General features: G+C 58.3%; 21 protein-coding genes. 13 read left to right on the forward strand and 8 right to left on the reverse strand.

Features of this window, described 5'->3' with window-relative positions:
• Positions 1 to 50: 50 nt before the first annotated feature.
• Complete coding sequence (locus tag C4N24_RS00255; protein ID WP_112089824.1) at positions 51 to 1,412, forward strand: uracil-xanthine permease family protein; 1,362 nt, start codon at positions 51 to 53, stop codon at positions 1,410 to 1,412.
• Between the two features lie 262 nt (positions 1,413 to 1,674).
• Positions 1,675 to 2,226: an NADH peroxidase gene (locus C4N24_RS00260; RefSeq protein WP_005926148.1), complete on the forward strand. Its 552-nt coding sequence runs from the start codon at positions 1,675 to 1,677 to the stop codon at positions 2,224 to 2,226.
• A 264-nt stretch (positions 2,227 to 2,490) separates the two neighbouring features.
• Here C4N24_RS00260 and C4N24_RS00265 read toward each other — a convergent pair whose 3' ends face one another.
• The 5 genes from C4N24_RS00265 to rpmB all read right to left on the reverse strand — a co-directional run bounded on the left by C4N24_RS00265 (position 2,491) and on the right by rpmB (position 6,955).
• Complete coding sequence (locus C4N24_RS00265; protein ID WP_112089825.1) at positions 2,491 to 5,055, reverse strand: heavy metal translocating P-type ATPase; 2,565 nt, start codon at positions 5,053 to 5,055, stop codon at positions 2,491 to 2,493.
• Positions 5,056 to 5,093: 38 nt separating this feature from the next.
• Positions 5,094 to 5,456, reverse strand: coding sequence for a metal-sensing transcriptional repressor (locus C4N24_RS00270; protein ID WP_112089826.1), 363 nt, complete (start codon positions 5,454 to 5,456; stop codon positions 5,094 to 5,096).
• A gap of 226 nt (positions 5,457 to 5,682) precedes the next feature.
• The gene (locus tag C4N24_RS00275) at positions 5,683 to 6,441 is read right to left on the reverse strand and encodes an esterase family protein (protein ID WP_112089827.1); all 759 of its coding nucleotides are present in this window, start codon (positions 6,439 to 6,441) and stop codon (positions 5,683 to 5,685) included.
• Between the two features lie 79 nt (positions 6,442 to 6,520).
• On the reverse strand, positions 6,521 to 6,697 hold the full coding sequence (locus tag C4N24_RS00280; protein WP_015538456.1) for a DUF4250 domain-containing protein: 177 nt from the start codon (positions 6,695 to 6,697) through the stop codon (positions 6,521 to 6,523).
• Between the two features lie 69 nt (positions 6,698 to 6,766).
• Positions 6,767 to 6,955, reverse strand: coding sequence for a 50S ribosomal protein L28 (gene rpmB, locus C4N24_RS00285; RefSeq protein WP_080545321.1), 189 nt, complete (start codon positions 6,953 to 6,955; stop codon positions 6,767 to 6,769).
• Positions 6,956 to 7,148: 193 nt separating this feature from the next.
• Here rpmB and C4N24_RS00290 point away from each other — a divergent pair, with 193 nt between their 5' ends.
• The 9 genes from C4N24_RS00290 (at position 7,149) to C4N24_RS00330 (ending at position 14,781) form a co-directional block, all read left to right on the forward strand.
• Complete coding sequence (locus tag C4N24_RS00290) at positions 7,149 to 7,823, forward strand: site-2 protease family protein (protein WP_112089828.1); 675 nt, start codon at positions 7,149 to 7,151, stop codon at positions 7,821 to 7,823.
• Complete coding sequence (locus C4N24_RS00295; protein WP_112089829.1) at positions 7,824 to 8,546, forward strand: segregation and condensation protein A; 723 nt, start codon at positions 7,824 to 7,826, stop codon at positions 8,544 to 8,546.
• Positions 8,543 to 9,088, forward strand: coding sequence for an SMC-Scp complex subunit ScpB (gene scpB, locus C4N24_RS00300; protein ID WP_112089830.1), 546 nt, complete (start codon positions 8,543 to 8,545; stop codon positions 9,086 to 9,088). The genes C4N24_RS00295 and scpB overlap by 4 nt, the downstream gene beginning before the upstream one ends.
• Before the next feature lie 3 nt (positions 9,089 to 9,091).
• Positions 9,092 to 9,820 carry a DUF2953 domain-containing protein gene (locus C4N24_RS00305; protein ID WP_112089831.1) on the forward strand — a complete coding sequence of 243 codons (729 nt, stop codon included), beginning with the start codon at positions 9,092 to 9,094 and terminating at the stop codon, positions 9,818 to 9,820.
• A 79-nt stretch (positions 9,821 to 9,899) separates the two neighbouring features.
• Positions 9,900 to 10,304 carry a GerW family sporulation protein gene (gene ytfJ, locus C4N24_RS00310; protein WP_015538459.1) on the forward strand — a complete coding sequence of 135 codons (405 nt, stop codon included), beginning with the start codon at positions 9,900 to 9,902 and terminating at the stop codon, positions 10,302 to 10,304.
• A 130-nt stretch (positions 10,305 to 10,434) separates the two neighbouring features.
• A complete protein-coding gene (locus C4N24_RS00315; RefSeq protein ID WP_005926111.1) occupies positions 10,435 to 11,262 on the forward strand; it encodes a pseudouridine synthase in 828 nt (275 codons plus the stop codon).
• A 14-nt stretch (positions 11,263 to 11,276) separates the two neighbouring features.
• Entirely contained in the window at positions 11,277 to 12,647 is a 1,371-nt protein-coding gene (locus C4N24_RS00320) for a sodium-dependent transporter (RefSeq protein ID WP_112089832.1), read from the forward strand.
• A gap of 126 nt (positions 12,648 to 12,773) precedes the next feature.
• Positions 12,774 to 13,496 (forward strand): LytR/AlgR family response regulator transcription factor, encoded by a 723-nt coding sequence (locus C4N24_RS00325; RefSeq protein WP_112089833.1) that lies wholly within the window; start codon positions 12,774 to 12,776, stop codon positions 13,494 to 13,496.
• The gene (locus C4N24_RS00330; protein WP_112089834.1) at positions 13,489 to 14,781 is read left to right on the forward strand and encodes a sensor histidine kinase; all 1,293 of its coding nucleotides are present in this window, start codon (positions 13,489 to 13,491) and stop codon (positions 14,779 to 14,781) included. Before C4N24_RS00325 ends, C4N24_RS00330 begins: the two co-directional genes overlap by 8 nt.
• 631 nt (positions 14,782 to 15,412) lie before the next feature.
• Here C4N24_RS00330 and C4N24_RS00335 read toward each other — a convergent pair.
• From C4N24_RS00335 to C4N24_RS00345, 3 genes are read right to left on the reverse strand one after another with little or no spacing between them, the layout of a single operon-like run.
• Positions 15,413 to 15,850: an aspartate carbamoyltransferase regulatory subunit gene (locus C4N24_RS00335; RefSeq protein WP_097780195.1), complete on the reverse strand. Its 438-nt coding sequence runs from the start codon at positions 15,848 to 15,850 to the stop codon at positions 15,413 to 15,415.
• A 1-nt stretch (position 15,851) separates the two neighbouring features.
• Entirely contained in the window at positions 15,852 to 16,793 is a 942-nt protein-coding gene (pyrB, locus tag C4N24_RS00340) for an aspartate carbamoyltransferase (protein WP_055184493.1), read from the reverse strand.
• A 17-nt stretch (positions 16,794 to 16,810) separates the two neighbouring features.
• Positions 16,811 to 17,638, reverse strand: coding sequence for a GntR family transcriptional regulator (locus C4N24_RS00345; RefSeq protein ID WP_242983142.1), 828 nt, complete (start codon positions 17,636 to 17,638; stop codon positions 16,811 to 16,813).
• A 103-nt stretch (positions 17,639 to 17,741) separates the two neighbouring features.
• Between C4N24_RS00345 and C4N24_RS00350 the strand changes: the two genes are divergently transcribed.
• Both C4N24_RS00350 and C4N24_RS00355 read left to right on the forward strand, forming a co-directional pair.
• Positions 17,742 to 18,284, forward strand: a complete 543-nt coding sequence (locus C4N24_RS00350) for a GNAT family N-acetyltransferase (protein ID WP_112089836.1) — start codon at positions 17,742 to 17,744, stop codon at positions 18,282 to 18,284.
• 83 nt (positions 18,285 to 18,367) lie between these two features.
• Positions 18,368 to 21,046 (forward strand): ATP-dependent helicase, encoded by a 2,679-nt coding sequence (locus tag C4N24_RS00355; protein WP_112089837.1) that lies wholly within the window; start codon positions 18,368 to 18,370, stop codon positions 21,044 to 21,046.
• Positions 21,047 to 21,049: the final 3 nt, after the last annotated feature.

The raw sequence follows: 21,049 nt of genomic DNA on the forward strand, positions 1-21,049 counted from the left end.
TTCAACGGCAATGCCTCTTTTTTTGGGAATAACAGTACAGGAGGTTTTCTATGAGCGAAAAGATCGATTACTCCAAAGGCGTATACGACGCCAAAAAGCTGGGCACAGGCCGGATGTTCATTCTGGGTGTGCAGCACATGTTTGCCATGTTCGGCGCAACGGTTCTGGTGCCGCTGCTCACCGGCCTGAGCGTTTCCACCACTTTGCTGTGTGCCGGTCTGGGCACCCTGCTGTTCCACCTTATCACCAAAAAGAAGGTCCCGGCATTCCTCGGCTCATCCTTTGCGTATCTGGGCGGCTTTTCCATCGTGGCTCCCATGCTGGCTGATGCTGACGGCAACCTGACCGTTGCCAACACCAAGATGCTGCCCTATGCCTGCGCTGCCATTGCATTCTCGGGTCTGGTCTATCTGGTGGCCAGCCTGCTGATCTCCACCTTTGGCATCCGCCGCATCATGAAGTTCTTCCCGCCGGTGGTCACTGGCCCCATCATCATCTCCATCGGCCTGATCCTTGCACCCTCTGCCGTCACCAACTGCCAGTCCAACTGGCTGCTGGCTTTCGTGGCACTGGGCACTGTCATCGTGTGCAACATCTGGGGCAAGGGCATGGTCAAGATCCTGCCCATCCTCATCGGCGTGCTGGTCTCCTACGCGGTGGCACTGGTCACCGGCGCAGTGGACTTCCAGAAGATCTCCGAAGCCGCTTGGCTGGGCATCCCCCTGCACAAGGAGGCTATGGGTCTGTTCGCCATTGACGGCAGCCCGGAGTTCATCAGTGCGCTGTTCACCATCATCCCCATCGCACTGGCTACCATGATGGAACACGTTGGCGATATTGCCGCCATCAGCGCCACCGTCGGCCACAACTATATCAATGACCCCGGCCTGAACCGCACCCTGATGGGCGATGGTCTGGCCACTACCATGGCTGGTCTGCTGGGCGGCCCCGCCAACACCACCTACGGCGAGAACACCGGCGTGCTGGCACTGAGCAAGATCTACGACCCGCTGGTCATCCGTATTGCCGCTGTGCTGGCCATCATCCTGAGCTTCAGCCCCAAGTTTGAGGCTGTCATCAACACCATCCCCACCGGCATCATCGGCGGTATCAGCTTTGTGCTGTACGGCATGATCTCTGCCATCGGTGTGCGCAACGTGGTGGAGAACCGCGTGGACTTCACCAACAGCCGCAACCTGATCGTTGCCGCCGTCATTCTGGTGTGTGCACTGGGCTTCAACTCTGTGGGCGGCGTTGGCTTTACCGTTGGCAGCGTTACTATCAACCTGTCCGGTCTGGCTGTGGCTGCGATTGCAGGCATCCTGCTCAACGCCATCCTGCCCGGTAACGACTACGAGTTTGACGCTACCGCCGGCTCCGATGCTGCTACCAGCGGCAACCTGCAGGTCTGATTCCGGTAATTCACCCAGTTTTCTGCAGTGGAATTTGGACATTCTGCCAGATTTTAATAAGTAGGAATAATTCTTAAAAATATACTTGACTAACTAGGAATTATTCGCTATAATAGAGCCATGGAAAGGGAAGTGCACAAAGCACAAAGCTCCTTCCGTGGCTCTTTCTATACCCGGCAGCGCAGCTGCCCCGCATAGAAGCAACAGGCGGGTGGTTTCCGTCCTGTGTTATTTTTAACAGATCGAATGGAGGTAAATTCTTATGAAGAAATACGTTTGCACCGTTTGTGGTTATATCGCTGAGGGTGAGATCCCCGCTCAGTGCCCCGTTTGCAAGGCTCCCGCTTCCGCTTTTGTGGAGAAGACCGGCAACACCTATGTTACCGAGCACGTTGTTGGCATCGGCAAGGCAGAGGGCGTGCCGCAGGAGATCGTTGATGGTCTGCGCGCTAACTTCGAGGGCGAGTGCAGCGAGGTCGGTATGTATCTGGCTATGGCTCGCGTGGCAGAGCGTGAGGGCTACCCCGAGATCGCCGAGGCCTACAAGCGCTATGCTTACGAGGAAGCTGACCACGCATCCCGCTTTGCAGAGCTGCTGGGCGAGGTCGTGACCGACAGCACCAAGAAGAACCTGATGATGCGTGCCGAGGCCGAGTGCGGTGCCTGCGCCGGCAAGATGGATCTGGCCAAGAAGGCTAAGGCGCTGAATCTGGATGCCATCCACGACACCGTCCACGAGATGGCAAAGGATGAAGCCCGTCACGGCCGCGGCTTCGAGGGCCTGCTGAAGCGCTACTTCAACACCGAAGTCTGATAAGGGTTCCCCAGTTATCTATGCTGCCCGCTGCAAGGACATTCTGCCCTGCAGCGGGCTTTTTGCGTTTCAATCGTGGTGACGACTTCTTTCGTAAAAATGGAGCACCGGAGCGTCCGCAGGCGCTCCGGTGCTCCGAAACAAAATGGGATCTTAAAGATACGCAAAGCGAACGCGGCGTACATTCAAAATCGTCCTACTTACAAAAAAGGCAGCTGCGCAGAAATCCACGCAACTGCCTTTTGCCTTTGCAAGGGCTGTACGTTACTGAATGCCGGTAACAGGATAATCCTGTGCTTCCACGGCCTTCTTCAGCACCTCATCCTCTACTTCGGCGTTCAGGGTAACGATAGCAGTACCGGCTTCGTGGCTGACAACAGCCTTGTCCACCTGCGGCAGAGCCTCCAGCGCTTTCTTGACGCGGGCTTCACAGTGGGGGCACATCATGCCTTCTACGGTCAGGGTCTTTTTCATAGCGGTCTCCTCCTTTTGATTGGATGCAGTTGTATCTTCCTCCGCTGCGGGCTGCACAAGGGCAGCGGGCAGGGCAGGGACGTGTTTGGGCGGGTGGTCACGCTTTGCGCTGTGCAGGTCAAACAGGTTCAGCCGCAAGGCGTTGCTCACCACGCAGAAGCTGGAAAGGCTCATGGCGGCTGCGCCGAACATGGGGTTCAGCGTCAGCCCCAAGGGAATGAACACACCGGCTGCCAGCGGGATACCGATGATGTTGTAGATAAACGCCCAGAATAGGTTTTCGTGGATGTTGCGCAGGGAAGCGCGGCTCAGCCGAATGGCGGCGGGCACGTCCGAAAGCTTGGAGTTCATCAGCACTACGTCCGCAGCGTCAATGGCTACGTCCGTGCCTGCGCCGATGGCAATGCCGGTGTCGGCGCGGGTCAGGGCAGGGGCGTCGTTGATGCCGTCGCCTACCATGGCTACCTTGCCGTACTTTTGCAGCTGCCGGATAACAGCCTCTTTGCCCTCCGGCAGCACCCCGGCAATCACCTCGTCCACACCGGCCTGCCGGCCAATGGCTTCGGCGGTGCGCTGGTTGTCACCGGTCAGCATCACCACCCGGATGCCCATATTCCGCAGCTCCCGGATGGCCTGCGGGCTGTCCTCCTTGATGGTATCTGCAACCGCGATAACGCCCAGCAGACGGTGAGCGCCGCCAAAGAAGAGGGGAGTTTTACCCTGTGCAGCCAGCGCAGCAGCCTGCGTTTGCAGCGCAGCAGGGATAGCGACCTTTGCACCGATAAAGGCAGCATTGCCGCCAAAGATCTCCTTGCCTTCCAGCTTGGCGGTAAGGCCGTTGCCCGGCAGGGCGGTAAAATCGGTAACAGAGGGCAGCTCCAGCTGCTTTTCCTCCGCATAGGCCAGCACTGCCCGCGCCAGCGGGTGCTCGCTGCGGCCCTCCAGCGCGGCAGCCAGCGTGAGCAGCTCGGTTTCGGTCACGTCCGCAGCGGGCAGAAGGTCGGTGACAGTGGGCTCGCCGCAGGTGATAGTGCCGGTCTTGTCCAGCGCTACGATGCGGGTACGGCCAGCTTCTTCCAGCGCCGCAGCGGTCTTGAACAGGATGCCGTTCTTCGCACCAAGGCCGTTGCCCACCATAATAGCCACCGGCGTTGCCAGCCCCAGCGCACAGGGGCAGCTGATGACCAGCACCGAGATGCCCCGCGCCAGCGCGTAGCCCACATCCCGCCCCAGCAGCAGCCAGACAAGGGTGGTGACCACCGCAATGCTGATGACCGCAGGCACGAAAAAGCCGGATACGGTATCGGCGATCTTTGCAATGGGGGCTTTGGTGGCGGCGGCATCGCTGACCATGCGGATGATTTGCGCCAGTGTGGTGTCCTCGCCCACGCGGGTGGCGCGGCACTGCAAATAGCCGGACTGGTTGGTGGTGGCGGCGCTTACCTTATCGCCCACGGCCTTGTCCACCGGGATGCTCTCGCCGGTCAGGGCACTCTCGTTCACGGCGCTGCTGCCCTCCAGCACAATACCGTCCACCGGGATGTTCTCGCCCGGGCGCACCACAAAGATGTCCTCCTTCTGCACCTGTTCAATGGGTACGGTCACCTCGGTACCGTCCCGCAGCAGGGTGGCAGTTTTGGGGGCAAGCTTCATCAGGCTCTTGAGCGCATCGGTGGTCTTACCCTTAGAGCGTGCTTCCAGCATCTTGCCCACGGTGATAAGGGTCAGGATCATGGCGGCAGACTCAAAATAGAACTCCATCATGTAGTGCATGACCAGTTCTTCGTTGCCGTGCAGCTGCGCATCGGTCATGGCAAACAGGGCGTAGGTGCTCCACACAAAGCTTGCCATCGAGCCCATGGCTACCAGTGTATCCATGTTGGGGGAGCGGTGCACCAGCCCTTTGAAGCCGTTGATGAAAAACTTCTGGTTGATCACCATCACGATGCCCGCCAGCAGCAACTGCACCAGCCCCATGGCAATGTGGTTGCCGTCAAACCAGCGGGGCAGCGGCCAGCCCCACATCATGTGCCCCATGGAAAAGTACATCAGCACCAGCAAAAAGCCCAGTGAGGCGATGAGCCGCCGTTTCAGCTTGGGCGTTTCGTGGTCAGCCAGCGCGTCCAGCTCTGCGCTGGTGCTGGCGGCTGCGGCAGCCTTTTTGGGGCTTGCACCGTAACCTGCCTGCTCCACGGCGCGGATAATGGCGGCATCCTCTGCGGTGCCCTCCACGCCCATGGAGTTTGTCAGCAGGCTTACCGAACAGCCGGTGACGCCCGGCACGCTCTTTACGGCCTTTTCTACCCGGGCAGAGCAGGCCGCGCAGCTCATGCCGGTAACGTTGAATTGTTCCATTGTTGTTTCTCCTTTTGGTCAGTTTGCCCGGCGGGCGGTCATTTCATCAGCTTGGGCAGCAGCCGGAGCAGTTCTTCCAGCTTTTCGTCGCTGCCGGCACGCAGGTCGTCCGCCACGCAGCTGCCGATGTGCTGCGCCAGCAATTCCCGGGAAAAGCTGTTCAGCGCCGCATTGGCTGCGGCCACCTGTACCAGAATGTCCACGCAGTAGGCTTCCTTTTCCAGCATCCCGCGGATGCCGCGTACCTGCCCTTCAATGCGGTTCAGGCGGTTGAGCAGGGCCTTGTATTCCTCCGGGCTGCGCTCTTTGTGGCGGCAGCAGCAGGGGACAGCAGCATCTGCCGCAGCGTCCGCTTCCGGCGCATCATCGCAGCAGCAACAGTGCTTTTGGTTCTCTTCCATCTCGGAATCGCTCCCTTCATAAACCCCCAAGGGGTATATTTTCTTGCAACAGCAGTATAGCACACAATATCCGACAATTCAAGTAGGGAATGAAATTTAAATAATGCAGCAGACAAAAATGGTTCAGAAACGCCGCAGGTGTTTCTGAACCATAAATTTAAAAGTAAAATTCCGCTGCACATAAGAAAACGAGGGAAGCCCCGCAGGCTTTCCCTCGTTAAAATTCTTACTTTACTTCCAGAATGCGCGGTGCAAACAAGCTCCACATCTTGCCCCACCAGTACCAGTCGTGGGAAACGTCACCGCCCCAGATTTCCAGATGTGCGGGCATTCCCTGATCCTTCAGCAGGTCGGCCAGTGCCTGCGTATCGTCCAGTGCGTCGCCCTCGTAGGCGCCCTGACCGGCGCAGAGGATCAGGCGGTTTTCTTCTGCCTTGGCCAGCGCAGGCTTGTTGGCAATGCCGTTCTCCTGCAGATAGGCAAGGGGAGAGCAGCGCAGCACCATGTCGTCGCTGTCGGTGCCCCAGAAGCGGGTCAGGTCGTAGATGCCGCCCATGCCCACAGCACCTGCAAACAGGGTGGGACGGCGCAGACGGCAGTGGACGGCGTGGTAAGCGCCCAAGTCCACACCGGCAGTCCAGATCCGGGTGCCCTTTTTGGCGTTGTTCAGGGTCAGAATGCGGGGAGCCAGCTCTGCGGTCAGGTAGACGAAATACTTTTCCTGCAGCTCGGCGCGGCGGCGCTGGGGCAGATCACCATTCAAAAGACCCTCGCCGTCCACGGCATCCGCGCAGAACAGCTGCACCTTGCCCTCGTTCAGCAGCTGGGCAATGGCATCGGGCATCCCGTTGTTCTCCCAGTCGTAAAAACGGCCGCCGCGGGCGGGCAGTGCCAGCACCGGCACACCGGCATGGCCGTACACCTTAAACTCCATCTCACGGCCAAGAACCGTGCTCCACTCTTTGTAATAGGTACCCTGGATCATAAATCAAGCACTCCTTATTTTATCATTCACCGGCCCGGGCACAGTCGCTGCGCACCGGTGCCGGATTTGGAAGCTATAATCAGACAAACTGGTTGCGCTGCGGGTCGTAATCGTAGCCCACAGCGTGCAGCTTTGCGCACAGACCGGCCTTGTCGGCCTCCAGATCCTCGCACAGCGCATCGAGATCTTTATACTGATCCCGCAGTTTCAGGTTCACCACGCTCAGCAGCATGATGGGATCAACAGGCAAAGACATTTTATTCCACTCCTTGCGGCAAATAAAAAAGCCGGCCACTCGACAAAGTGACCGGCCACATACACCAAATTAGACAGCGCGGGTAACTTTGCCAGCGCGCAGGCAACGGGAGCATGCGTAGACATACTTGGGAGAGCCCTCCACGACCGCCTTGACACGACGGACATTCGGCTTCCAGGTACGGTTGGAACGGCGATGAGAGTGAGAGACCTTGATACCAAAGGTAACACCCTTGCCGCAGCATTCACACTTAGCCATGGTAATTGCACCTCCTACAGTGAAGTATGGAATCAAAATAATCAGCTTGACTATTTTACCAGAGATGCAGAGAAAAAGCAAGCCTTTTTTTAAATTTCCTGCAGCTTTTTGTATTCCCGGCGCAGTGGGGCTTGTGCAGGGCGCAAAAAAATAGTATTATAAAGGAAGAAATTCATTTTGACAGGAGATTTACATGACCGCACAGGCAACCTATTATATCATCCGCGCACTGGTGGCGCTGGTGGCCATCCCGTTCCACGAAGCCGGCCATGCGCTGGCAGCATGGCTGCTGGGCGATGCCACCGCCAAACGCGAGGGGCGGCTTTCGCTGAATCCCTTTGCCCACTTTGACCTGCTGGGCACGCTGTGCATGGTGTTTGCGGGCGTGGGCTGGGCAAAGCCTGTGTCCACCAACCCCCGCAACTTCAAAAACCCCAAGTGGGGTATGGCGCTTACGGCGCTGGCAGGCCCTGTGGCAAACCTTGTGCTGGCTTACCTTGGCATGGTGGCATGGAAGGTGATGTACTACTGGGCACCGGTCAATAATGCCACCATCTACATTGCCATGTTTTTGCGGTATCTGGTGCTGATGAACGTGAGCCTTGCGGTGTTCAACCTGATCCCCGTGCCGCCGCTGGACGGCAGCCGCATTTTGCTGGTGGTGCTGCCGCAGCGCATCTATTTTGGCCTGATGCGGTACGAAAAATATATCATGATCGTTATGCTGGCGGCGGTTTGGGGCGGCTTTCTGGATGTGCCGCTGTACTACCTGAACAACGCGGTGTGGTCGCTTTTGGGTGCGGGCACCGGGTATATCGATAAAATCGCCTACGCCGTTTACGCCAGCAGCCTTGGGGCGGTGATCTGAGTGGCAGAGGAATTGACCTTCCATCTGGAAGATTTTGACGGCCCGCTGGAATTATTGCTGGCGCTGGTGGCCAAGCATAAGATGGATCTGCACAACATCCCCATTTTGCAGCTCATCGACCAGTACACCCGTACCGTGGAGCAGGCCGACCCCGACCCCGAGACTGCCAGCGCCTTCATTGAGATGGCGGCGCATCTGGTGGAGATGAAAAGCTTTCTGCTGCTGCCCCGCAGCGAAGAGGGCGAGCGCATGAAACAGGAACTCACCGGTCAGCTCATCGAGTACGACCAGTGCCGCCACATGGCGGCTCTGCTGCGCGCAAAAGGGGAAGCTGCCCCGGTATTCGTGCGCCGTCCCATGGAGATGGAGTTGGACAACACCTACGCGCTGCACCACGCCCCGCAGATACTGGCCGACTACTGGCAGGCACTGGCAGGCCGCACTAAAACCCGCCGTGTGCCCACCCAGCAGCAGTTCGAGCCGCTGGTCACCGCGCCCATGGTATCGGTCACCAGCCGGGTGGTGTACATCCTGCGCCGGATGCTGGGCGGCACCGTGGCAAAAATGGAGCAGCTGTTTTCCCGCAGCCAGAGCCGCAGCACCAACATAGCCACCTTTCTGGCGCTGCTGGAGCTGGTGCGCGGCGGACGCATCGCGCTGGATGACCGGGGAGAACTGACCATGCGCCGCACCCGCCCGGAACGCAATAAGGAGAACCCATGAACCAAAAACAAATCCTTGCCGCCGTAGAGGCCATGCTTTTTGCCTGCGGCGATCCCATAGGGGCCGATAAGCTGGCACAGGCAGTGCAGCTGCCCCAGTCCAGCGTGGATGCTGCGCTGGAAGCCCTGCACACCCGCTATCAGCGGGAGGACAGCGGCCTGTGTCTGCTGCATCTGAATACCCGGTGGCAGCTGGCCACCAAGACCCAGTGGGCAGACTGTGTGCGCCGCGTGCTGGACAGCCGCCGCGCTGTGCCGCTTGGCCCTGCGGCCATGGAGACCTTGACCGTCATCGCCTATAACCAGCCGGTGTCCCGCGCTTTTATTGAGCAGGTGCGCGGCGTGGACTCCTCCTCCAGCGTGTCCGGTCTGCTGGAAAAGGGGCTGATCGAGGAAGCCGGACGTCTGGACCTGCCGGGTCGCCCGGTCAGTTTCCGCACCACCGATACATTTTTGCGTGTGTTCGGTCTGTCCAGTCTGGCAGACCTGCCGCCGGTGCACAGCGACGCACCGGCGGATGATCCGACCGAAAGTGAGGGCTGACCCATGGGCATGGTTCTTTCCGCAGTGGGCGCTTGTCTGCTGTTCATCCTCAAGGTGGTGGGCATCCTGCTGCTGATCATTCTGGTGCTGGCGGCGCTGTTGCTGCTGTGCCCCTTCTGTGCGGATGTCTGCTGGCAAAACGATACGCTTACCGTAAAAGCCGGGGCACTGGGCATCACCTTTCCGGTGTTCCAATATCCCCAGCCGGAACCGCCCGCCCAGCCGGAGGAGCCCAAGGGCTTTACCGGCAGACTGAAAGCAAAATTCCGCACTTGGCGTGCGGAGCACAAGCGCAAAAAAGCTGAAAAAAAGGCTGCGCAGCCCGCAAAGCCTAAAGCCGAAAAGCCGCCCCGCCAAAAGGCAAAGCTCACGCTGGATGTGATCTGCACCATGCTGCGGGGTGTGGGCACGCTGCTGCGGGCAGTGTTTGGCACCATCCGTTTTACAAAGATCTCGGTCTGCCTTGGCGTGCGCGGGGACGACCCCGCTGCAGCTGCCCGCAATTACGGCAAGCTGCAGGCATGGCTGTATCCGACCCTTGGCGTGTTGGATCACTGTTTCTTTCTGGAATTTGACCAGCTGCGCGTTCTGCCGGACTTCGGCAGCGCCCAGCCCACTGTGCAGGATAGAGTGTCCTTCCGGGTCAGTGCGCAGGCGCTGTTCATCGTCATTGCCGCTGTGCGGGTGCTGTACGAGTTCTGGCGTAAAAAAGTATTGGACATATTCCTATAAAGTGTGGTACACTAAATCCATATCAGAATGCTTTCCGGCGGGCTGTTGCCTGCACGGATGAATAAAGGAGAGTTGTTTTATGGCAGAGCATCCTATTCAGGGTCTGATGAACGTTACAATGGAAAAGATCCACCAGATGGTGGACTCCAACACCATTATCGGCAAGCCCATCACCACCGAGGATGGCATCACCATCCTGCCGGTGTCCAAGGTGAGCTTCGGCTTCGCTTCCGGCGGTACCGATTTTAACGGCAAGAACGCTGCCAACAAGGATCTGTTCGGCGGCGGCTCCGGTGCCGGTGTCAACATCCAGCCGGTGGCATTTCTGGTCATCAAGGATGGCTGCGTGCGCACCATCCAGCTGTCGGATAGCTCCAACAGCATCGACCGCGCCCTGACCATGCTGCCCGAGCTGGTGGAAAAGCTCACCACGCTGGTCAAAAAGGACGATAAGGCACCCGCAGAGGAGCCCAAGGCAGAGTAACCCTTTATACAAATCAAGCCGCAGCCGCAGACCTTTTGGTCTGCGGTTTATATAGCCGCGCACCGTGCCCTGCAAAAGCAGGGGAGCGGTGCGCGTTTTGAGCGCCGTGAGGCGCACAAGGAGTAATATTATGGCAGAAGAACGTATTCAGAAGATCATGGCCGAGCAGGGTCTGTGCTCCCGCCGCGCCGCCGAGCAGATCATTGCTGAGGGCCGCGTCAAGGTGAACGGCCACCCGGTAAAGGTGGGCGACAAAATGGACCCCAACCGTGACGTGCTCCATGTGGATGACGAGCGCATCTACATCCAGAAGAACCAGCAGCTGTATTATCTGGCGCTGTACAAGCCCCGTGGCTATGTGACCACCGCCAGCGATGAACTGGGCCGCAAGACCGTGATGGACCTAGTCAGCGACATCCCCGCTCGCCTGTACCCGGTGGGACGATTGGATAAGGACAGCGAGGGTCTGCTGCTGATGACCAACGATGGTGCCTTTGCGCAGGCTGTCACCCATCCGTCCGGCGGCATCTCCAAGCTGTACCGCGTTACCGTGCAGCCCCGCGCCGACGAGGCCACCATCCTCAAGCTGAGCAGCGGCGTCGTGCTGGATGACGGCACCAAGACCATGCCCTGTGCCATCAATGTGGTCACCGACGAGCCCGGCCGCACCGTGATGGAAATGACCCTGAAAGAGGGCAAGAACCGCGAGATCCGCCGGATGTGCGAGAGCGTGGGTCTTGAGGTGGTGCGCCTGAAGCGCAACGCTGAGGGTGTGGTCAAACTGGGTATGCTCAAGCCCGGCACCTACCGCGAGCTGACCAAGGCCGAGGTGAACGGTCTGCGCGCCGCAGCCGTCAAGGGCCGTGCACAGACCCGCAGTGCTGCCCAGCAGTCCAAGGCTGCCGAGCGCCGTCCCCGCGGCCCTGTGGGCAAAAACGCACCCCGGAAGCAGAAGTAAGGAGTTATCGAATCATGGAACGAGAAACTCTGAAATCCCGTCTTGGCTTTATTTTGCTTTCCGCAGGCTGCGCCATCGGCATCGGCAATGTGTGGAAGTTCCCGTATATCGCCGGTCAGGGCGGCGGCGGTGCTTTTGTACTGTTCTACCTGATCTTTCTGGTCATTCTGGGTCTGCCCATCATGACCATGGAGTTTGCCGTGGGACGCGCCTCCCGCAAAAGCCCGGTGCGGGCGTATCAGGCGCTGGAAAAGCCGGGGCAGAAGTGGCACATCCACGGCTACTTTACCCTCATCGGCTGCTACTTGCTGATGATGTTCTACACCACCGTAGCGGGCTGGATGCTGCACTATTTCTACATGACTGCCGCCGGCAAGCTGGCAGGGCTCAACGCAGAGCAGGTAGCTGGTAAGTTTACCGAAATGCTGGCCAGCCCCGCCACCATGACCTTCTGGATGGTATTCGTGGTGGTAGTGGGCATTCTGGTGTGCGCCAAGGGGCTGCAAAGCGGTCTGGAGCGTGTGACTAAGGGCATGATGATCGCCCTGCTTCTCATTATGGTGGTGCTGGCTGTCAACAGCCTGTTCATGCCCGGGGCAAAGGAAGGCCTTTCTTTCTTCCTTGTGCCGGACTTTACCCGGATGCAGGAAGTGGGCGTGGTCAACACGCTGGTCTCCGCTATGAATCAGGCGTTCTTCACCCTCAGCCTTGGCATCGGTGCCATGTCCATCTTCGGCAGCTATATCGGCAAGGAACACTCCCTGCTGGGCGAGTCTGTCCGCATCGTGGTGCTGGATACCTTCGTAGCTATCACCGCCGGTCTGATCATTTTCCCGGCCTGCTTTACCTATCATGTGGACCAGACCAGCGGTCCCAGCCTGATCTTTATCACCCTGCCCAACATCTTTGCCAATATGTCCATGGGTCGGCTGTGGGGCAGCCTGTTCTTTTTGTTCATGGCCTTTGCAGCCATGTCCACCGTGCTGGCAGTGTTCGAAAATATTATCTGCTGCGGCATGGAGCTGACCGGATGCAGCCGCAAAAAGTCCAGTCTGGTGAACCTTGTGCTCATCATCCTGCTGTCCATGCCCTGCGTGCTGGGCTATAACCTGTGGACATGGGATGGCTTTGCGGTATTCGGCGGTGCTGTGCTGGATGTGGAGGATTTTCTGGTCAGCAACCTGTTCCTGCCGCTGGGCAGCTTGGTGTATCTGCTGTTCTGTGTTACCCGCTACGGCTGGGGCTGGCAGAACTACAAAAAAGAGGTCAACACCGGCGAGGGTCTCAAGGTGCAGGACTGGATGCGCGGCTACCTGACCTATGTGCTGCCGCTTATCGTAGTGTTCATCTTTGCGTTTGGACTCTACGACAAATTCCTAGCATAAGACGCCTGCTCTGTCTTTGATTGACGAACGGGCGGAACAAGTGTAATATAAAAGCATATAGGGTGCTTCTCCCGGCGGGGGACACTGCTATATGCTTTTTTGTATTCAGAAGGAGGAAATACCCCCATGCACATTCTGGTCTGTGACGTTGATGCGGTCTTTGCTGCGCAGATGGACGAGTATATCTCGGAATGGTTCCGCGCACGGGAGATCCAGGTGCAGAGCACTGTCTGCACCAGCGGCGAGCAGCTGTTGGCTACCCCGGAGCTGGAACGCTACCAGCTGGCGTTTCTGGATGTAGACCTGAAAACCACAGATGGCATTGCGCTGGGACGCAGGCTGCGGCAGGTCGCGCCGGATATCGTGCTGGTGTACATCTCGGCGTATCTGGAATTTGCCCCGCAGGGCTACACGGTCAATGCCTACCGCTATCTGCTCAAGCGGGATATTGCCGCCCAGCTGCCCAGCTGTCTGGAGGATATCTTTGCCGGCATGACCGACCCTAAAAAGACGTTGGAGGTGCGCCACAACCGTACCACCAGCGAGATACCTCTCGACCAGATTTATTATCTGGAAAGTGATCTGCGGCAGATCAATGTCTACGGCGATATCCCGCACCAGCCCATCTGCACCTTTTACGGCAAAATCGCCGATTTGCCCGCCATGCTGTACGAAAACGGTTTTTTGCAGGTAGGGCGCAGCGATGTGGTCAATCTGCAATATGTGCGTTCCATCCGCAACTATAAGGTAGAACTGCGCAGCGGGGTAGAACTGAACGCAAGCCGACAGGATTTTCCGGCTATTCGCAGCGCATGGCTGGAATGGAAGGGGCAGTTCGGCGATGAATGAAGAATTCTGGCGCTGGTATATGTACGGCCACTGGGTCTGCCTGACCCAATGGATCGGCTTTATCATGGTGGAATATGCTTACCTTGGCAAGGGCAAGGTAAAGCACCCTCTGGTGTGGTCCGGTGTTATAACCATGCTTACGATGACCCTTTCGGTCGTGCACAACTATGGCTTTTTTACGCCGATGGCAGTGGCTCTCACACTTCTTTTTCTGTTCATCACCGTCATGCTATTTGGCGGCACACCGGGTCAGAAGTTTACTGCCTGCCTGATCAACGGTACCATGTGCCTGTTGGTTGAAAACAGTATGCGGTATGTCATATCGTGGATCCTGAAGTGTGAACTGCAGCAGGTCATCCAACGCGCAGACTGTCTAATCATCATAGCGGTGGCAAATATGGTGGTGGGCGCAGCTGTGGCCTTTTTGGTAGGCAAGTGGCGCAGGCGCAATGCGCTGGAGCCCTTGCAGGCGCTGACCATGAGCTTTTTTCCGGGTGTGGTCGTGGTGCTGAACATCCTGCTCATGCTCACAGATAACAACAAAAGGGCCACCATGGCCACAATGGGGATGACAGTGGGGCTTACGGTGGCTGTCATGGTGCATCTGTGTATCGTGGCGATGTTCAATGATCAGGTCATGCAGCGGCGCAGCCTGCATTTTCAGGCCGAGCTGGAGCAGCAGCGGGCCTCGGCTCTGCTGGATTCCTACACCGCCCAGCGCCGTCTGACCCATGAGTTCACCAACCACATCAGTGCGCTGCGTGCCTTGCTGGAACAGGGAGATGTGGCTGGTGCACAGAACTATATTGCCGGTGTAGATAAGGCTGTGGCGGCCAGCACCACCATTATGGATACCCACAACCCGCTGCTGGATTCCATCCTGACCCGCAAATACGAGGAAGCCGCCCGGCAGGGCGTAAGCGTGTATTTTGACCTTTGTGATTTGCGGAATTTTCCCTTAAGCGGGGTGGATATGGTCACCGTGCTGGCAAATCTGCTGGATAACGCCATCTGTGCCGCAGCGCAGGCGTACCCACCGGAGGTCTATGTACGGGTGCGCAAAACGGGGGAGGAATACCTTCTCTCGGTGCGCAATCGGGTGCAACGGGATGTGGAGCTGCCGCCGGATGGGCAGCTGCCCCGCACCACCCGCAAGGAGCCCGGCCACGGCATGGGGCTTTCCAACGTGCGGGACGTTCTGCTGCGCCATGGTGCGGAGTATACCCTGAGCTGCCGGGACAATTGGTTCCGCTTTACCTGTGCGGTGCCCACCGACAATTCATGACATCTGCACCGTCAGAATATGACAGTTTTTGTGCAACACAAGCGTAACTCTGCTATACTAAAGCCAGTAAAGGAAGCCTTCCGTGCGGACATGGTCACGTTGCGGTGGGAGGGTAACACCCTTCTTTTTAAGAGCTTTGTTGCTGGATGGAAAACGGCCTGCGGTGCGTGTAAGCGGGCTGTCTACCTTTGCTTTTTGGGTTGCGCATAGATGCGCAGACCTCTGCTGACGGAACTTTCTGCGGCGGGCCTTTTGGGGGTTGCAGTCGATAAAGTTACTCGATGCGTCGCAATTCCGGCTCTGCTTGCTGTATGGGAATGGCGTAGGCAGGTCGGGGTATCGTGCGCTGCAAAGAGTTCCGTCAGCTCTCTTTTGTGCAAAAAAGGACTGCTCTACATGGGTTTTGCCCAGTATAGCAGTCCTTTTTGTATACTCGACCCTCTCAGTCATCGCAGCGCTCTGCCGATTTCCTCAAAGAAAAACTTTGACTCTATAAGCCAACGAATGAAAAAGCAGCTCAGCCAAGCCCGCAGGCTTGGCTGAGCTGCAAAATTAAAATGCAATTCCTTGAGCTATGCGCAGAGCGAAGCGGAGCGCATTTGAAATCGTTTTGCTTCGGGCAAAAATGCAGTTACTCCGGCTTTACCTGCAGCTCCTGCTCGCAGTAGATGCAGCGGTACTTGCCGTTGGAACTCAGCTCAAAGATCTGGTCGCACTCCTCTTCAATGCTGGAGATGCAGCGAGGGTTCTTGCACCGCACAATGTTCACCAGACGCTTGGGCGGCTTGGGCTGCTCCTTGCGGACAGCCTTGCCGTTTTCAATAATGGTCACGCTGATGTTCGGGTCCAGATAAGCCAGCACATCCAGGTTCAGCCACGAAGCGTCGCCCTCCACCTTGATGATATCCTTGCGGCCGCTGGCCGTTTTTTTGCTGCGTGCGTTCTGGATCAGCGCCACGCTGGCGGTGCGGTTGCCCGCAATGCCCAGCAGATCCATCAGACCAATGGCAGTGCCTGCCTTGATGTGGTCGATGACAATACCGTTCTGAATCTCGTCAATATTCAACATATCAGTTCTCCTCCTTCGGTGCTTTGGGGTCTGCAAGCCCCAGCAGGGTCATGATCAGTGCCATGCGGACGTAAACGCCGTTCTGCACCTGTTCAAAATAAGCGGCGCGCGGGTCGTCGTCCACGTCCAGCGCGATCTCGTTCACACGGGGCAGGGGGTGCAACACCGCCATGGTGGGCTTGGCCTGCGCCATCTTTTCGCGGGTCAGCACATAGCTGTTCTTCAGGCGGATATAGTCCTCCTCGTTGAAGAAGCGCTCCTTCTGCACGCGGGTCATATACAGGATGTCCAGTTCCGGCATGGATTCCTCCAGACTGCGGGTCTCCTTGTAGGGGATGCCGTTGGCCTCCAGCACGTCGTTGATGATATAATCCGGCACCCGCAGTTCCTCCGGGCTGATCAGCACAAAGCGGACATTCTTGCAGCGCGCCATGGTCTTGAGCAGGGAGTGGACGGTGCGGCCAAATTTCAGGTCGCCGCACAGACCGATGGTCAGATCATCCAGTCTGCCCATGCGGCGGCGGATGGTCATCAGGTCGGTCAGGGTCTGGGTGGGGTGCTGGTGGCCGCCGTCACCGGCGTTGATCACCGGAATGCGGGAATAGCGGGAAGCACGCAGCGGTGCGCCCTCCTTGGGGTGGCGCATGGCAACGATGTCGGCATAGCAGGACACCACCCGGATGGTGTCGGCCACGCTCTCGCCCTTGGTGGCGCTGGACACGTTCTCGCTGGGGAAGCCCAGCACATGACCGCCTAAGTTCAGCATGGCCGCTTCAAAGGACAGCCGGGTGCGGGTGGAGGGCTCGTAGAACAAGGTAGCCAGCTTTTTGTGGTTGGCCACCTCCTGATAGGCGGCGGGGTCGGCGCAGATACGGTCGGCAAGATCAAGCAGCTGTGTGATCTCCTGCTGGGTAAGATCCAAGGGATCGATCAGATGACGCATAGATAGGATACCTCCGTTTAAAGCAGTTTGCGTAAGATGGAAAAATCAAAAAAGTTCGTGTAGTAGCTCAGCGAGCGCATCACCGGCTTGCACAAACGATTGAAACATACTTCGTCCAGCAGCAGCATGGCCTCGCCCGGGGCAAGCCGCATGGCTGCGCGGATGGCTTCATCGCCGCAGCTGGCCTTCAGGTGCGCCACGTTGGAAGAGATCTGCTGGTGGCACTCCTGCTCCAAGATCTCAAAGATGTCGCCGGTCAGGTCGATGCGGGTGTAGTCCCGGTTGCCGAACAGGCTGCGGGGCAGGTAGTCGATGGAATAGATCACCGGGGTCGTATCGGCAAGGATACGCTTTTTGATGCAGATCACCTCGTCACCGACTTCCAGCGCCAGCGCGTGCGCCATCTCCTCGCCTGCACGAAGAAGCATCACCTGAATGCCGTCGGCATGGGGGTAGCTGCCAAAGCTGCGGATCAAAGGGTAATACTCCAGCTTCTGGTCCAAGCGGCTGCGCAGCCCCAGCACAGCGCGGTTCACCACCGTGCCAATGCCGCGCACCCGTTCCACATAACCGGCGCGCTCCATCTCGCTCAGCGCGTCACGGATCACGGTGCGGCTCACCCCCAGCTCGGTGGCAAGGTCTACCTCGGCGGGCAGACGGTCGGCTTGGGCATAGCGCCCGTTGGACAGCTCCTCCAGCAGGCTTGCAACAACGCGGTCGCTGATCACAGCGCCGCCCAAGCGGCTGGACGATGCCAGTGCGGGATCTTTCATGGATGGTTCCTCCGTTTCCGGGCGGCAGGCCGCCCCGAACTTCATACGAACGGGCAGGGAGGATTCCTCCACAGCCCCTTCTCTCCTATTATAGCATAATTTGACATTTAGAAAAGCGTCATTTATACTGGAATCTGCTGAAAAGTACGATTTTATTTTGGAGGGCATAGTACAGATGGACTATTTTCTGCAAAAAGTATGCGGCAAGCCCGCCCGGCAGGCTGTTACCCTGCGGCGCTGCACCCCCGCCGAGGCATCGGCGGTGTTCGCGCTGCAAAACGAAGTGCGCGCCGCCATGCCGCACCCGGAGCAGTTCGTGCCGGATACGCTGGAAAACATCACCGGCTATCTGCGCACTGGGATATGTATCGGCGCATGGCAGCAACGGCGGCTGGGTGCGTACCTCATCCTGCGCCTGTGCGGGCAGAGCGATGAAAACTACGCCGCCTTTCTGGGTGTGCCGCAAAGCCAGTGGCAGCACTGGGCGAACGCAGACAGCGCGGTAGTGCACCCGGACTGGCGGGGCAACGGCCTGCAGCGCGCCATGCTGGAAGCAGCCCTGCCGCTGCTGCCGCCGCAGATCACCCATCTGGGCGCTACCGTCAGCCCGGATAACAGCTACAGCCTGCGCAACGCACAGGCCGGCGGCTTCGTCATCCGCTGCCGCCGGGAGATGTACGGCGGCTACGACCGCTATCTGCTGGAAAAGCAGTTGTAACTCCATGCAGTTTTGGTGTACAACCTTTTCGAAATGTGTTATACTATACGGTATGAATAACAGCGAAGGAAACAGGTGAAACCATGGCAGCATCTCTCGGGCAGGAATTCTGCACCCTGCGTGATACTTACATTGAAAAGCAATTCGGCCGCCTGAACGATATGCAGCGGCAGGCTGTGTTTACCACGGATGGCCCGCTGCTCATCCTTGCCGGTGCCGGCAGCGGCAAGACCACCGTGCTGGTCAACCGCATTGCCAACCTCATCCGGTTCGGCTCGGCGCACGGCTCCAAAGAAACGCCCCGCCCGGTGACCGAGGAGGACGTCAAAGCCCTGCGCACCGCCATCATGACCGGTACGGATGCCCCCAGCTGGCTGGACGGGATGCTGCGCCGCAACGCGGTGCGCAGCTGGAACGTGATGGCCATTACCTTTACCAACAAGGCGGCAGGGGAACTGAAGGAACGCCTGCGCCGGATGCTGGGCAGCGAGGAAGGGGACGAGGTGTTCGCCTCTACCTTCCACTCGGCCTGTGTGCGCATTCTGCGCCGCTGGGCGGAGGAGATCGGCTACCCCCGCAGCTTTACCATCTATGACACCGACGATGCCCAGCGCGTGATGAAAACGGTGTATAAAGAACTGAGCATCGATGATAAATTCCTGCCCATCAAGGCCGCCATCAACCAGATGAGCCGCTGGAAGGATCAGCTGGTCAGCCCAGAACAGGCGCTTGCAGACCACGCCAGAGACGTGAAGAGCACCCAGACCGCCCGCATCTACGCAGCTTACGAGAAAAAGCTGAAAGAGGCCGGTGCGTTCGATTTTGACGATCTGATTTATCAGACCGTGCAGCTGCTGGCCGACCACCCGGACGTGCGGGAGTTCTACCAGAACAAGTACCGCTACCTGCTGGTGGACGAGTATCAGGACACCAGCGTGGCGCAGTTCCGTCTGGTCAGTCTGCTCACCGGACCGGAGCGCAACATCTGCGTGGTGGGCGATGACGACCAGAGCATCTACCGTTTCCGCGGCGCTACCATTGAAAATATCCTCAACTTTGAAAAACTCTACCCCGGCACCAAGACCATCCGTCTGGAGCAGAACTACCGCTCTACCTCCAACATCCTCAACGCAGCCAACTGTGTCATCCAGCACAACACCGAGCGCAAGGGCAAGACCCTGTGGACGGATAATGGCGAGGGTGATAAGGTGCAGGTGTATACCGCCGAGAATGAGCAGGACGAAGCCAGCCACATTGCGGACGTCATCGGACAGCACCTGAAGGCGGGCGGGCATCTGGCAGACCACGCCATCCTCTACCGCATGAACGCCCAGTCGGCTCCCATCGAAAGCTACTTCACCCGCGCGGGCATCCCGCATAAGATCGTGGGCGGGCAGCGCTTCAACGACCGCAAGGAGGTCAAGGACATCCACTCCTATATGTCCATCATGGCCAACCCCCGGGACGATGTGCGGCTGCGCCGCATCATCAACGAGCCCGCCCGCAAGATCGGTGCCACCACCGTTGACGTCATTGCAGACCTTGCCGGGCAGCAGGGGGTCAGTATGCTGGATGTTATCAGCCATGCCGACCAGTACGCCAAGCTCTCCCGCGCGGTCATGCCGCTGCTCAAGTTCTGGCAGATCTACCAGCGCCTGCAGGATTCCCTTGCCACCCGCACGCTGGATGAGTTCGCTTCCGATGTTATTGAACTGACCGGCTACAAGGCCATGCTGGAAGCAGACGCCGCCAAGGGGCACGAGGATGCCGCCGACCGTCTGCAGAACTTGGGTCAGTTGGTAAACAACGTCAAAAACTACTGCGATCAGCACGGCGAGGAAGCCACACTGGAAGGCTATCTGGAGGATATCGCCCTCATCAGTGATATCGACAGCTACAACGAAAGCAGCGATCAGGTGGTGCTGATGACCATCCACTCTGCCAAGGGTCTGGAGTTTCCCTACGTGTTCCTTATCGGCATGGAGGAGGGCGTTTTCCCCAGCGAGATGAGCAAGTACTCCGAAGCAGATCTGGAAGAGGAGCGCCGTCTGGCTTACGTTGGCATCACCCGCGCCAAAAAGGAGCTGTACATCTCCAACAGCGTTACGCGGATGCTGTACGGCCGCACCCAGCGCAACGAGCCCAGCCGCTTTCTGCGGGAGATCGAGCCGGAATATATCGAGGAGACCCGCAGCCCGGTGCTGGAACAGCGTTCCCGCATGGGCGGTTGGGGCAGTAGTTACAGCGATACCGTGCCCGGCGGGGCATCCGGCTACTCCGGCCCCTCCGGTTACAGCCGCAGCAGCTACGGCGGCGGTTATGGCTCGGGTTACAGCTCGGGCAACCGCAGCGGCTACCTGAACCGGGAATATAACGCCGGTGAAAGCCGTGGCTTTGGCTCCTCTTACGGCGGAAGAAGTACCGTTTCCTCCGGTTTTGGTAGTCACTATGGCAACAGCTCCACTCAGCCGACTACCAGAAGCGGCGGATTTGGTTCTGGATATTCCAGCGGAAATGCGACGAAAAATACTGTAAAGCAAACAGCCTTTACAGCAAATTCTGCCGTAAAATCGGTGGCTTTCGACGCAAAGCACTATGAACCGGGCGACATCGTGGAGCACAAAGTGTTTGGCCGCGGCACGGTGCTGAAGGTAAAGCCTGCTGCCGGGGATCAGATCGTGGAGATCAACTTTGAAAAAGTGGGCATCAAGAAAACGATGGCCAATTTTGCGCCCCTGACCAAGATTACGGAGGAAGAATGACCC

The organism is Faecalibacterium prausnitzii (assembly GCF_003287405.1).
In the GTDB taxonomy this organism is placed as follows: Bacteria; Bacillota; Clostridia; order Oscillospirales; family Ruminococcaceae; genus Faecalibacterium; species Faecalibacterium intestinale.

Excerpts from the sequence above, each read along its gene's own strand:
- C4N24_RS00320 (WP_112089832.1), top strand. The coding sequence starts at position 11,277 with ATGGAACGAGAAACTCTGAAATCCCGTCTTGGCTTTATTTTGCTTTCC.
- C4N24_RS00315 (WP_005926111.1), top strand. The coding sequence starts at position 10,435 with ATGGCAGAAGAACGTATTCAGAAGATCATGGCCGAGCAGGGTCTGTGC.
- C4N24_RS00265 (WP_112089825.1), bottom strand. The coding sequence starts at position 5,055 with ATGGAACAATTCAACGTTACCGGCATGAGCTGCGCGGCCTGCTCTGCC.
- C4N24_RS00255 (WP_112089824.1), top strand. The coding sequence starts at position 51 with ATGAGCGAAAAGATCGATTACTCCAAAGGCGTATACGACGCCAAAAAG.
- ytfJ (WP_015538459.1), top strand. The coding sequence starts at position 9,900 with ATGGCAGAGCATCCTATTCAGGGTCTGATGAACGTTACAATGGAAAAG.
- C4N24_RS00290 (WP_112089828.1), top strand. The coding sequence starts at position 7,149 with ATGACCGCACAGGCAACCTATTATATCATCCGCGCACTGGTGGCGCTG.
- C4N24_RS00260 (WP_005926148.1), top strand. The coding sequence starts at position 1,675 with ATGAAGAAATACGTTTGCACCGTTTGTGGTTATATCGCTGAGGGTGAG.
- C4N24_RS00270 (WP_112089826.1), bottom strand. The coding sequence starts at position 5,456 with ATGGAAGAGAACCAAAAGCACTGTTGCTGCTGCGATGATGCGCCGGAA.
- pyrB (WP_055184493.1), bottom strand. The coding sequence starts at position 16,793 with ATGCGTCATCTGATCGATCCCTTGGATCTTACCCAGCAGGAGATCACA.
- rpmB (WP_080545321.1), bottom strand. The coding sequence starts at position 6,955 with ATGGCTAAGTGTGAATGCTGCGGCAAGGGTGTTACCTTTGGTATCAAG.
- C4N24_RS00280 (WP_015538456.1), bottom strand. The coding sequence starts at position 6,697 with ATGTCTTTGCCTGTTGATCCCATCATGCTGCTGAGCGTGGTGAACCTG.
- C4N24_RS00350 (WP_112089836.1), top strand. The coding sequence starts at position 17,742 with ATGGACTATTTTCTGCAAAAAGTATGCGGCAAGCCCGCCCGGCAGGCT.
- C4N24_RS00355 (WP_112089837.1), top strand. The coding sequence starts at position 18,368 with ATGGCAGCATCTCTCGGGCAGGAATTCTGCACCCTGCGTGATACTTAC.
- C4N24_RS00335 (WP_097780195.1), bottom strand. The coding sequence starts at position 15,850 with ATGTTGAATATTGACGAGATTCAGAACGGTATTGTCATCGACCACATC.
- C4N24_RS00305 (WP_112089831.1), top strand. The coding sequence starts at position 9,092 with ATGGGCATGGTTCTTTCCGCAGTGGGCGCTTGTCTGCTGTTCATCCTC.
- C4N24_RS00325 (WP_112089833.1), top strand. The coding sequence starts at position 12,774 with ATGCACATTCTGGTCTGTGACGTTGATGCGGTCTTTGCTGCGCAGATG.
- scpB (WP_112089830.1), top strand. The coding sequence starts at position 8,543 with ATGAACCAAAAACAAATCCTTGCCGCCGTAGAGGCCATGCTTTTTGCC.
- C4N24_RS00275 (WP_112089827.1), bottom strand. The coding sequence starts at position 6,441 with ATGATCCAGGGTACCTATTACAAAGAGTGGAGCACGGTTCTTGGCCGT.
- C4N24_RS00330 (WP_112089834.1), top strand. The coding sequence starts at position 13,489 with ATGAATGAAGAATTCTGGCGCTGGTATATGTACGGCCACTGGGTCTGC.